The following is a 13,071-nucleotide window of genomic DNA, read 5'->3' as shown; positions in this document are numbered from 1 at the left end:
TGTTTGAAATTGATAAAGGTCATTATCGTTGATGATGAGGTACTAGAAAGAAGAGCATTATCGAGTATAATTTCAAATGAATTTAGTGAAATTGAAGTAATTGGTGAGGCTCCTAATGGGCGGATTGCAATTGAAATGGCTCAGGAACATCGTCCACATATGATGCTAATGGACATTAAAATGCCTGGAATTGATGGTGTCGAAGCAGTGAGGGAAATTAAAAAAACCTATCCTGACATTAAATTTATAATGGTTTCAGCCTTTAATACGTTTGAATATGCGAAAGAGGTCATGCTGCAAGGGGTGAAGGAATATATTTTAAAACCAAGTCGCAAAGAAGACATCATCGAATCGGTTCAACGTGTTCTGACAGAAATTAAAGAGGAAAAGAAAAAAATGGACCAGCAAGAGGATCTTCACAAGCAAATGAAGCGGCTCATTGCCTTATCACCTAAGGAAGGGCTTGCGTCAATCGGAATGGTTGAGCCAAATGTTGATATTTGGAAGGACAACCATACGAAAGCAATCATGGAGAAGGCAAAGTCGTATATTGAAGATAACTTTCGAGAATCTTTAACTCTTGAAGAAGTAGCTGAACATGTGGAACTAAGTCCATTTTATTTTAGCAAGCTTTTTAAAGATCGATTTGGTGTCACATTTATTGACTTTGTCACAACGGTAAGGATGAACTACGCGATGAAGGAGATGGCGGACGCAACAAAAAGTTTAAAAGAAATCTGCTATACGATTGGCTACAAGGACCCAAATTATTTCAGCCGTGTTTTTAAAAAACATACGGGTTTCACACCTACCGAATATCGAAGCTCACTTTGAGTAAAATGACCGCTTATGTATTAATACAAGCGGTTTTTAATTTCTAACTGTTATGAAACAAAAAAGTGAAGGTATTCGCAAAATTGTGAAGATGGTTCCTCCCCCTTTATCAGAATTTTCATGATACATTTTAGTTGATAACGTTTTCAATTTATAAAAAGGGGGAAAATGATCTATGAAAAAAGGGTTTATGGTTTTTGTTTTATTCGTTTTTGTTTTAGCAATGACTGCTTGTAGTTCTAAGACTGACTCTGACAAAAAGGATAAGAATGCCAAGCTAGATATTTTCAGCTGGTGGACTGGTGCCGGTGAAGAAGATGGTCTAAAGGCATTATTAGAATTATTTGAAGAGAAATATCCAGATGTTCCGATTGAAAATGCTGCAGTTGCTGGGGGAGCTGGTACGAATGCCAAAGCAGTTCTTGCAAGCAGAATGAACGGGGGCGACCCTCCAGCAACATTCCAAGTTCATGGTGGGGCAGAGTTGAACGAGGGCTGGGTAGCAGCCGGAAAAATGGAGCCAATCAATGATCTCTATGAGGACGAGGGATGGGGTGACAAATTCCCTCAGGATTTAATTGACATGGTAAGTAAAGATGGAAAAATCTATTCAGTTCCAGTTAATATTCACCGTGGAAATGTGCTCTGGTATAACAAGCATGTATTTGAGGAAAACGGGTTAGAAGCTCCAACTACATTTGATGAATTTTTTGAAGTAGCTGATGCGCTTAAGGCAAAAGGAATTACACCACTAGCATTAGGTGACAAAGAGCCTTGGACAGCTACTCAATTATATGAAACAGTATTATTAGGTGTACTAGGTACTGATGATTACCTAAAGCTTTGGACTGGCGATTTATCATTTGATGATCCTAAGGTAGTTGAGGCTGCTGAAATCTTCACAAAAATGCTTGATTATATTAATGAGGACCATGCATCACGCAACTGGCAGGATGCTTCGCAATTAGTTGCCGATGGAGAAGCGGCAATGAACGTAATGGGTGACTGGGCAAAGGGTTATTTTGTAAATGACTTGAAGAAAGTTGTTAATGAAGACTTTGGATACATTACGACTCCAGGAACTGATGGTAAATTCATGGTTATTACAGATACATTCGGATTACCTAAAGGAGTAAGTAATGCGGATGATGTTAAGAAGTTCTTGTCTGTATTAGGTTCTGTTGAAGGTCAGGATGCATTTAATGTGTTAAAAGGGTCAATCCCAGCTCGTGTCGATGCAGATGTATCGAAATATGATCAATACGGAAAAGACACAATCGAGGATTTCAAGGTTTCTGAACTATCACCAAGCTTAGCGCATGGTTCTGCAGCGGCAGAAGGCTTCCTAACAAAGGTTAACCAAGCAATTAATATTTTCGTCACACAAAAGGATGTTAAACAATTTACCGATTCAATGACTTCAGCAGCTGCTGAGTTAAAGTAGGGTTGAACATTTTAAGAAGGGGATGAGAGTACTCTCTTCCTCTTTTTCTTCATCAATGAAAGGGGGATTATCTATGGAGCCAGTAAAGTCAGCTTCGGCATCCATCATACAACAGCAAGAAATCCTACCAAAAAAGAAGCGTACATTTACCACTGATCATTTATTAGCAATTGGATTCATTATTCCTTCGATTGTGTTAATCGCTGTATTTGTTTATGGATTTATCGGCTGGACTGGATATGTGTCATTGAGTAATTGGAATACTCTCGTTCCAGATTTTTCATTTGCCGGATTGAAAAATTATCTGTATTTATTTGGGGACTTCCGTTTCCAAGCTGATTTACGTAATACATTAACGTTTACAATTTTATTTATTGGTGCGGTCATTATTTTAGGGCAATTTTTAGCCATTTTATTAGACCAAAAGCTCTTAAAGGGAGAGTCGATTTTCCGAAATATTTTCTTCTTTCCAATGGCACTATCATTTGTCGTAACAGGGGTTGTGTGGCAATGGCTCTTAAATCCTTCGACAGGGGTTAATCTCTTTTTAGAAAAAATTGGACTTGATTCAAAATGGTATACAGATACAAATATTTTACTAGGTTTTCCTTGGGGAAAAATTGAGTTTGGTATTCCTGTGGCCGTCATTGCAGTTGTCATTGCTGCAGTATGGCAAATGACCGGGTTTTCTGTTGCAATGTATCTTGCTGGACTACGAGCTATCCCAGAAGAAGCTAGAGAAGCTGCTAGAATGGATGGTGCTTCTGAATTACAAATCTATCGAAAAATCATTATCCCATTATTACGTCCAATCACAGTGAGTGTTGTCATTATTATGGCCCATATTTCTCTTAAAATCTTTGATCTAATCTATGCAATGACAGGTCCTGGGGCAAACTTTGTAACAGATGTTCCTGGGGTATATATGTTTGAAACGACCTTCCGGGGTAATTATTATGCAAATGGTGCTGCAATCGCGATTATTATGCTACTATCTGTTGCTATTTTTATTGTCCCATACTTAATCTCAAGTCGAAAGGGTGATGCGTAATGTCTACAGCAACGAAAACCCTGACGAGGCCTTTACTTTACATTGTCTTAATCGGATTGAGCTTATTTTATCTGATGCCTGTGTACGTCATAATCGTAACGAGCCTTAAGCCACTTGACCAAATTACACTTAGTGAAATGTGGAAATTGCCTGCTACAATTGACTTTAGCAGCTATGCGGTTGCTTTTGAAAAGCTTGTCCCAAATTTCCTTAATTCCATTTATTTAGTTGTACCCGCTACTTTGCTATCAGCTCTTTTTGGGTCTCTTAATGGGTATGTTCTATCGAAATGGAAATTCAAAGGGTCTAATACAATTTTTACATTTATTCTATTTGGGATGTTCATTCCATATCAAAGCATCCTCATTCCGATGATTCAATTTTTGCGAGAGGTTGGCTTATATAACACGATTACGGGACTTGTGTTTGTCCATGTCGTGTACGGGCTTCCGATTACAACCTTGATGTTCCGCAACTTTTATGCAAGTATTCCAGATGAAATGATTGAATCAGCGAAAATTGATGGTGCCGGTTTCTTACGTGTATACCGACATATTATGGTGCCACTATCCATATCAGGTTTTGTCGTAGTTGCTATCTGGCAATTCACAAATATTTGGAACGAATTCCTGTTTGCTGTTACGATTACAACTTCTGATCAACAACCAATCATGGTTGCCCTTCAGAATCTATCAGGAAGTCAAATTGTTCAATGGAATGTGCAAATGGCAGGCGCTCTACTTGCAGCACTTCCAACCCTGCTCGTGTATATCTTTTTAGGTAAATACTTTGTAAGAGGATTACTTGCTGGGTCTGTAAAGGGATAAAATAAAAACATCACCAAATCCGGTGATGTTTTTATTTTACGCTTCTATTTCTCCACATGATTGTCTTTTAATGAGCTGATGTGGGATAATGATTCGTTTTACAGGTTCTTGTGGATCCTCTACTTTTTCAATGAGGTTTTTAGCCGCCTCATATCCTAACCGGAAGATGTTAATATCTACTGATGTTAAAGGTGGTCTTGAAATTTCCGTCAGAAGGACATTATTAAAGCTCACGACTGATATATCATCAGGAACAACCTTTCCTATTTCATCGAGTTTGTTAACGACACCCAGTGCCATTAAGTCATCCGCTACAACCAATGCGGTTGGCGGTTCACTTAACGATAATAATTCAGTAATTGCTTCCTGACCGCCTTCTTTGAGGAATTCTTCATTACTGATATATTCATCACGATTTGGAAGCCCTGCATTTTTAATTGCCGTTTCATAGCCTAGTAGCCGATCAATTGTCACGACCAAGCTAAGACTACCACCGACAAATGCAATTCGTTCATGACCGAGTCCAATTAAGTATTCCGTCACTTCCTTTGAGGCCCTGAAATTATCATTATCAACATGTGTAATTTGTTCAATATCCTTATATGGTTTCCCGATGACAACGAACGGGAAATTATTCTTTTGCAAATAGTTCACAACTTCATCATCAAATCGTGAATATAAAAGAACTAACCCATCCACTCTGCGTCCTTGAACCATCTGGACAACGCCTTCATAAATTTCATCTGTCGTCTCTCCAGTAGACCAGTATAACGAATATTCCTTCTCATGTGCACCTTTACTTATGCCACGAATGACCTCAGGAAAGAAGGGGTTTTGGAATACCTTATCCGCAGAACTTGGCATTACTAGTCCGATCGATTGAGTACTCTTACTGGCAAGACTTCTAGCAATTAAATTTGGGTGATACCCTAATTTCTCCATTGCCTTTCGAACTCTTATTTTTGTTTCTTCACTAATTCTAGGGTTATCCGCAATAACCCTAGAAACCGTTGACGGAGCAACATTTGCAAGCTTCGCAACATCCTTGATTGTTACTGTCATACAACCACCACTCCCTTCCCTGGCATAATCTGTTTTTTGCCCATGAGTGGTTATACCTTTTACTTGGAAAATTTATCATTTTTGTATTTAGGATCTATATACTAATTAATAGTCGGTTATCATTCCTTTTCATACTTTCAACCATTTTGCCATTCACAAATACAGTTTGAATATCCTCTGCATTGTGCACTTCAATCTCTATTAAATCCCAATTAGGACGATATGAACCTTCCTCAACCATTGTAATATGAATTGTGTTTTTTTGACATTCAGTTTTTATGATTTTACGGAAAAAATGACCTGTTTGATACTCAAAGGAACTACCATCATCATCATAGATTGAAAATTCAAATGTGCCATATGAACTATTATATAGGTGAATTGTCATTTTTTCATTAGAATATTCTGTTGATTGTCTAACATCACCATGTACGACCGCTGTTCCCTGCTTAATAAAGATTGGCAACGTATCCAAATCGGCATAAATCATATGGTGCTTTCCACCCTCAAATACATCATCTGTCCAATAATTCACCCAGTTTCCTTCAGGTAAATAGACAACGCGGTTCGTTGTACTTGGGGTCATGATTGGAGCGATAATGACATTGCTTCCTAACATGAACTGGTCTGAAAGATTACTTGTATTTTTGTCATTTGGATATTCCATCATTAACGGTCGAACAATCGGTACTCCAGTTTCATGGGCTTCGGCAAATAATGTATACAATTGTGGTAACCATTTATATCGAAGTTGGATATATTTTTTTATAATCGCTTCATATTTTTCACCATATGACCACGGTTCCTGTCTAGCAAATCCAATCGCACTATGGTTGCGGAAATATGGAGTAAATGCCCCTACCTGTGTCCATCTTGCTAATAACTCACCATTTGAATCATGTGCAAATCCTCCCACATCTGGTCCTGCAAATGGAATACCAGACACTCCAAGGTTCATCACCATCGGCAATGACATTTGCAAATGCTCCCAAAAGCTGCGATTATCACCAGTCCATACTGCCGCATATCGCTGGACTCCAGAATAACCAGCTCTAGTTAATAAAAATGGTCGTTTTCCTTTTAAATTTTTCTTCATACCTTCGTATGTAGATTGCCCCATCAGCAACCCATAAATATTGTGTAATTCACGGTGTGTTCTTGGATCACCATCATTATCATGCATAACTTTTAGATCCATCGTTTTCGTCTCATTGAACACGGATGGCTCATTCATATCATTCCAAATACCTTCAATACCTAAGTCTGTATAAAATAAATGTTTATCCCCCCACCACTCGCGGGTGCTTGTTTTCGTAAAATCAGGAAATGCACTATTACCTGGCCAAACATCTCCAAAATAGATGTTTCCTTCAATGTATTTGCAAAAGAGATCTTTGTTCACACCTTCTTGATAAATAGAGTATTCAGAGTCCTCCTTTACCCCTGGGTCAACAATTGGAACCACACGGATCCCTACTTCCTTCAAATCCTTAATCAATTTTTCCGGTGAGGGAAAACGATCCCGATCAAATGAAAATACTCGATAACCATTCATATAATGGATGTCCAAATGAATAACATCAAGTGGAATCTCTTTTTCTAAAAAGGTCTTAGCTAGTTCTCGTACCTCTTGTTCTGTCTCATAACTATATCGTGACTGATGATAACCAATTGCCCATTTTGGCGGAATTGGCATCCTCCCTGTTATCTCGGTATATTGACGCAGCACATCCTTAGGTGTTGGCCCTGCAAATACGTAGTAATCCATTTGACCACCTTCTGCTTGGAATGAATACTCATTCGTACTTGAACGTAGGTCGAAGGTTGATTTGTATGTATTGTCGAAAAAGATGCCATGTGCCTTCCCATTTCTAACGGTTAGAAAATAAGGGATTGATTGATATAAAGAATCTGTCTCCGGATTATGCGGAGCATACACATCTGTATTCCACATCGTCATTTTTTCTCCGCGCTTATCTAGAAACCCAGATTTCTCTCCAAATCCGTAGAAATGATCTGCTTCATCCATCTCTTTATAACAGATTACTTCTCCAGTATGTTTAAGGCCCATTCCTTTTAATGATTCACGAACTAATAATGTCCCTTCCTGATCTGAAACCACAACCCGAAATGGATTTTTCGATATAGAAACAACCAAATCATCTGTTTTTAGAGAAATTTCTGCTTCCTCTTCTTTGACTAGTACATTCACATCATCAGGAGCCTTAACAATAGCAGGGCTCCCCTTTAATGATGGTTTTTCAAATGGATTCATGATGATTCGAACGATGTCCTGACGATAAAAGACGATCGTTACTTGACCATTCTCACAAATACTATGAAATTGATTATGATCCTGTTTAAAAGAGTGCAAGCTTCCGATATCTTGATAACTAGTATTTTCAATCATTTTCTTCTGTCCTGGGTGAATAGCAAAACTAGTATCTTGTAACATGATTCTACCTCCTATTGTTTACTCTTTTTCGAAAGATAAAAAAGAAGATGATGAACAGCAAAGGAACTATGACGACTGGAATCATATACATACGACTGGTTTCTTCTTTTTCCTCCAATACATATACTTCTGCAGTTTCACTTTCAACAGTTAACTTATATCCATCCTTCGAACTTTCAATGACTTCCTCATCTAATACCCCACGTAATTGGTGATCTGACATAATCTGTTCAGTAGATAGTTCAACTTCTTGAGACTTCGTCGAATTATTGATTGCAATAATAGTAACTTCATCCTCATACACACGTTTGAAAACAGTCATTCCAAGTCGATCATATAGCACTTCGAAATCGCCTTTTCTTAATGCCGGATATTGCTTTCTTAGTTCACTTAATCTTGAAAGATATGTCACAACTTCATTAGTTGTCCCAAATTCCATATCCCTTCGGTTATCAGGATCTTCCCCGCCATCTAAGGCAATTTCCGTTCCATAATAGATAATCGGGATACCCGGAGCTGTATACATATAAGACAGTGCCAGCTTAATTCTCTTCACCGGGTCTTGATCCCTTTCCTTCGCAAGACGGGTAAACCGAACATTATCATGATTGTCAATGAAGTTCCCTAGTATATTTGCATTTCCATACAATGTCGTATTCCGTTTCCAAACTGCTTGTAGCCGCCCCATCGATTGATCTGGTCTACTAAATATTCGAGCTGCTTCATTGAAAAATGGATAATCAACAAATGAATCAATCCCTGTATTCCCATAATCCGCGACATACTTAGGGTCTTCATGCCATACCTCGCCAATTAGGAAGAAGTCATCTTTAACTGACTTAACTTCCTTTGAAAATTCCTTCCAAAACCATTTCGGAACATGCTTCACCGTATCTAGGCGATATCCATCCACATCAGTCTCTGTTATCCACCATTTCGCCATATCTAAAAGGTATTTCTTCACTTCTGGATTTTCCTGGGCTAAATCCGGCAAACCCGCGAGCTCGCCATTTTCTACATCTTCTTGATTATCCCAATTCAAAATACCCTTTCGTTCATGAAACCAATCCTTCTTCTCAGGATCTGTTAACCACGGATGCTGATAGCCTGTATGGTTAACAACAAGGTCTAAAATCACTTTTATCTCTCGTTTATGAGCTTCTTCAACTAAACTCTTAAACTCCTCAAGTGTTCCAAAATGCTCCTCGACATCATAAAAATCTTCCGTCCAATATCCGTGATAGCCCTTAGGTTCATTTTTTACAATCGGTGTTAGCCATATTGCAGTAAAGCCCATATCCTTGATATAGTCCAACTTCTTTGTTATCCCTTTAAAATCCCCACCATGATAGGCCTTCGGGTCATTGACATCCACTTCATAATCATTGGATTTATCACCATTATGAAAACGATCGACCATGATAAAATAAATCATTTCATCCTGCCATGTCCGCTCTTCATTATCCTCGGCTTGAACAGGGATAAAGGAAAGGATGAAGGTTAAAATCAACATAAAGGATAGTGTTCTCTTCATCTTCTCCATTCCTCCTTATCCTTTATTTGCACCAGCTGTTAAACCTTCAGCAATATGCTTTTGGAAAAGTAAAAATACAATTGTTATCGGAATCGCTACAAGAATTGCACCAGCTGCGAACGTTGTGAATTCCGTATTCCCACGCCCTGTAACAAATTCAAATAAACCAATCGCTAATGTTTTATTTTCATTTGAGCGAAGAACAAGTCGGGCAAAGATAAAATCCATCCATGGAGTAATAAAGTTATTTACAGCTATAAATACTAAAATTGGTTTCGATAATGGGAACATTACTTTAAAGAAGATCGTTGTATGGCCAGCACCATCCATTTTTGCTGCTTCCTCTAAGCTCCTAGGAAGACCATCAAAATAACCTTTTACTAGCCAAGCACCAAATGGAATCGATCCACCGGCATACACGAGAATAAGCCCCCAATGGTTATCTAATAGATTAATTTGCAATAAGAGAATATAGATTGCAATCATTCCCATAAAGCCAGGGAACATTTGTAATACAAGCATTGTCATCAAGCCTTGTCTTCTTCCTGGAAAGCGAAAGCGAGAAAATGCGTACGCTGCAGTTACGACAAGGAATGTAGACAATAGCATATTAAAGAAAGCAATTTTAAATGTATTTTTATACCAAATTAAATAATCAGTTTTATTGAATAAATCTCTAAAATGATCGAGTGTTAACCGATCAGGTATTAATTTTGTAGAGAATAGGGAATCTCCAGGGTTAAAAGCCCCAATAATAATCCAATACACAGGGTACAAAACAGTAATTGCAGTAATTGTTAAAATCGTATATATTAAGCCAACAGTGAATTTATCTACTAATCTTTTATTCATCATGACATCATATCCTCTTCTTTAAATGCTCTTGTTTTTCTAAAGTTCCATACTGAGAAAGCAGCAACAACAAAAAAGATTAGGATGGAAACAACTGAAGCCATTGCAAACTGACTTTGCTCCAATGTCATTTTATATATCCAGGTTATTAAAATATCGGTTGAACCTGCATAACTATAATTCACGTTGACCGGATTTCCTTGAGTCATTAAATAAATCACATTAAAATTATTAAAGTTTCCTGCAAATGCCATAATTAATAATGGTGCGGTTGAGAACATGACAATTGGCATTGTAATCGTTCGAAATCTCTGCCATGGTGATGCTCCATCGACCTCTGCTGCTTCAAATAGGGATTTGTCAATTGTCGTCATGACTCCACTCATTAAAATCATCCAATACGGGAAACCAAACCACATGTTAATGAATACTAACGTAAACTTTGCCCAAAATGGATCTGATAGCCACGGAATTGCTGCTAAACCGATCGCTTCTAAATATTGATTAATCGGTCCAAACTCACCATTAAATAGATTTCTCATGATTAAAATACTAATAAATTGTGGAATTGCCCACGGGAGAATGAAAATTCCTCTCCAAAAACGCTTTAATTTAATCCCTTTATTATTAATTAAGATTGCAAAAAATAGCCCAACAAAAAAGGTAGTTGCAGTTGATAAAATAGCCCAAATTATCGTCCAAGAAAATACACCATAAAACGTATTACTCCATGTCTTCATATTGAAGAGATCAATAAAAGTTTGGAAACCAACCCAGTCAACTAGACTTTTAGGTGGTAGATGGTTTGGACCAGAATAGTTCGTAAATGCAATCAAAATACCAAATAGCAATGGTAAAACAGTTAAAAATGCTGTAAACAAAATCGATGGTGTTAATAAAATGTATGGAAATCCATTTTCCCACATATTTTTTAATGTTGCTTTAAAGGAATTTGGCTGTATCCCTTGATCTCTTACTTTCCCTACTTTATATGCATCCCTAACATTTAAATAATAAATCCATAGAAATAGAAGAAACGAGATTAAGAATATAATTCCTTCAATCAACAGGAAGATCGAATGATCACCTTGAATCACTTCAAAGCCTTTTCTTTGTTGGGTTGTTTCGCCAAGTGTTGTTAATCCCCACATTGCCCATCTGAATGGAAGTGACCAGAAAACTAGAAGATAGACTTCTAAAACTAAAAATAAAATACCTTTTATAAATTGACGATGATATATTTGTCCGAGCCCCATAAACAAAAAGGATAATAATGCCCCTATTTTCGCTTTGGAATGCATTGAGCCTCCCTCTTTCTACAAAAAATTTGTTTGATATAGTCCACTTGGATAAAAAGCGAGCCAATACCGGTATGGTATCGGCTCTTTCTTCTATTATTTTTGTTGAGAAGCAACTGCATCTTTAACTTGCTGTGCGGCTGCATCGAGTATTTCTTTGACATCTACTTCTTCATTCCAAATTGATACAAATGCTTTACCCATTGGATCCCAAACAGTTTGCATTTCAGGAATATTAGGCATCGGTACTGCACTTTGTGCTTGCTCTAAAAATGCCATTGCATATTCATCTGCTTTTAAAGCATCATTTTCTAGTAACGCTTTATGTGGAGGAATTTGACCAGTAATTTCAAATCGTTTTGCTAACATTTCCTCACTTGTAGCAAATTGTGCTAGTAATGTTGCAGCCTTAGGATATTTTGAATAAGCATTCACATAATACCCTTTGATTCCTGAGAAACTTGTTGGTACTTCTCCATTATCAAGCTTTGGAAGTGGAGCCACACCAAAGTTTATACCTGCATCTTTATGGTTTGTGATATCCCATGGACCTGAAATACGGTATAAGAGTTGATTATTATTAAAGAATGAACTAATGATATCAGCAGTAATATCTTCATTTTTCAGAGGTAGCAATTCATTGCGATACTTACGCATGAATTCTCCTGCCTTAACTGCACCTTCATTATTTAAACCAACATCAGATGGGTCTGTATTGTCACTACCGAAGATGTAACCTCCGTACCCGCCTAAAAATGCATGAGCATAATAGTAGTTACCTACTTCCATCATTAGACCAAATTTACGATCCTTATCAGTAGAATCCTTTTGGAATTCTTTTGCTTGAGCAAATAACTCTTCAAATGTTGTTGCTGGTTTTTCAACTAAATCTTTATTGTAATATAATGCATATGTTTCAATTGCAATCGGGTACCCGTATAGAGTAGATTCCCCATCTTCTGTATATGATGTTCCATTGATAGCCGCTTCCATGAAATTCTCTTTATACTCATCAGGGAACATATTTTCAAGAATCAAACCAGAAGACACCATATTTCCTACATGGTCATGTGGTGCATGGAATACGTCTGCACCAAGCCCTGCTGGTCCATCTGTCTCTAATTTCCCTGCTGCATCCACGTGAGATACCTCTTGAACTTCTACAGGAATATCATATTTCTTCGTAAATTCCTCTGCTACATATTGAGCCCATTCCATTTCACCATCGGCATTATCCCACATAATAAGTGACGCGCCTTCTTCTGGCTCAATTGCTACCGTTTCTTCTTGAGCTGGAGGAGTTTTCTCTCCTTCTTTTTTTCCTTCATCTTTCGGTTCAGTGCTTGCCCCTGGTTTACTGCATGCAACTAACACAGAGAACACCAGTAATGCTAGAAATGATAGTTTTAAAAATCTTTGCATGAATTTTCCCACCTTTTTTTATTTTTTTAGAAAATACTACAAACAAAAGTAAAAAACTAAAAATTCCATTAGTTGAAAACGCTTCCTAAAGATGTTATAAAAAAAGATACTTCAAAACTAGTAAGTTTAGATGCACCACTTGTTTGCGCAAACGTTTTCCTTCAATCTGAGATTATTGTATAATCAATTGAAAACGTTGTCAATTACTTTTTTGTTTTTTCTAAAAATTATATCTTTTCTTGCATCACGATGAATATTGTATGTTAAACTAAGAAAGATAAGGACACAAATT

General features: G+C 37.4%; 10 protein-coding genes. 4 read left to right on the top strand and 6 right to left on the bottom strand.

Annotated elements, in window-relative coordinates; translation table 11 throughout:
* The first annotated feature begins 9 nt into the window (after positions 1-9).
* The 4 genes from MJG50_RS12510 (at position 10) to MJG50_RS12495 (ending at position 4,156) form a co-directional block, all read left to right on the top strand.
* On the top strand, positions 10-834 hold the full coding sequence (locus MJG50_RS12510) for a response regulator transcription factor (RefSeq protein WP_275695604.1): 825 nt from the start codon (positions 10-12) through the stop codon (positions 832-834).
* Positions 835-1,009: 175 nt separating this feature from the next.
* Complete coding sequence (locus MJG50_RS12505) at positions 1,010-2,278, top strand: ABC transporter substrate-binding protein (protein WP_240256072.1); 1,269 nt, start codon at positions 1,010-1,012, stop codon at positions 2,276-2,278.
* A 73-nt stretch (positions 2,279-2,351) separates the two neighbouring features.
* Positions 2,352-3,329, top strand: a complete 978-nt coding sequence (locus tag MJG50_RS12500; RefSeq protein ID WP_240256071.1) for a carbohydrate ABC transporter permease — start codon at positions 2,352-2,354, stop codon at positions 3,327-3,329.
* Positions 3,329-4,156 carry a carbohydrate ABC transporter permease gene (locus tag MJG50_RS12495; RefSeq protein WP_240256070.1) on the top strand — a complete coding sequence of 276 codons (828 nt, stop codon included), beginning with the start codon at positions 3,329-3,331 and terminating at the stop codon, positions 4,154-4,156. Before MJG50_RS12500 ends, MJG50_RS12495 begins: the two co-directional genes overlap by 1 nt.
* Before the next feature lie 36 nt (positions 4,157-4,192).
* Here MJG50_RS12495 and MJG50_RS12490 read toward each other — a convergent pair whose 3' ends face one another.
* The 6 genes from MJG50_RS12490 to MJG50_RS12465 all read right to left on the bottom strand — a co-directional run bounded on the left by MJG50_RS12490 (position 4,193) and on the right by MJG50_RS12465 (position 12,779).
* The gene (locus tag MJG50_RS12490) at positions 4,193-5,218 is read right to left on the bottom strand and encodes a LacI family DNA-binding transcriptional regulator (RefSeq protein WP_240256069.1); all 1,026 of its coding nucleotides are present in this window, start codon (positions 5,216-5,218) and stop codon (positions 4,193-4,195) included.
* A gap of 94 nt (positions 5,219-5,312) precedes the next feature.
* Positions 5,313-7,673: a glycoside hydrolase family 31 protein gene (locus MJG50_RS12485; protein ID WP_240256068.1), complete on the bottom strand. Its 2,361-nt coding sequence runs from the start codon at positions 7,671-7,673 to the stop codon at positions 5,313-5,315.
* A 4-nt stretch (positions 7,674-7,677) separates the two neighbouring features.
* Entirely contained in the window at positions 7,678-9,207 is a 1,530-nt protein-coding gene (locus MJG50_RS12480) for an alpha-amylase family glycosyl hydrolase (protein ID WP_240256067.1), read from the bottom strand.
* Positions 9,208-9,222: 15 nt separating this feature from the next.
* Complete coding sequence (locus MJG50_RS12475) at positions 9,223-10,059, bottom strand: sugar ABC transporter permease (RefSeq protein ID WP_240256127.1); 837 nt, start codon at positions 10,057-10,059, stop codon at positions 9,223-9,225.
* On the bottom strand, positions 10,059-11,360 hold the full coding sequence (locus MJG50_RS12470; RefSeq protein WP_240256066.1) for a carbohydrate ABC transporter permease: 1,302 nt from the start codon (positions 11,358-11,360) through the stop codon (positions 10,059-10,061). Before MJG50_RS12470 ends, MJG50_RS12475 begins: the two co-directional genes overlap by 1 nt.
* Positions 11,361-11,453: 93 nt before the next feature.
* Positions 11,454-12,779 (bottom strand): sugar ABC transporter substrate-binding protein, encoded by a 1,326-nt coding sequence (locus MJG50_RS12465; protein ID WP_240256065.1) that lies wholly within the window; start codon positions 12,777-12,779, stop codon positions 11,454-11,456.
* Between the last annotated feature and the right edge of the window lie 292 nt (positions 12,780-13,071).

Source organism: Fredinandcohnia quinoae, from assembly GCF_022427965.1.
Classification (GTDB): Bacteria; Bacillota; Bacilli; order Bacillales; family Bacillaceae_L; genus Ferdinandcohnia; species Ferdinandcohnia quinoae.
The sequence above is the reverse complement of the archived record's forward strand: the minus strand, read 5'-3'. Positions and strand labels throughout refer to the sequence as shown.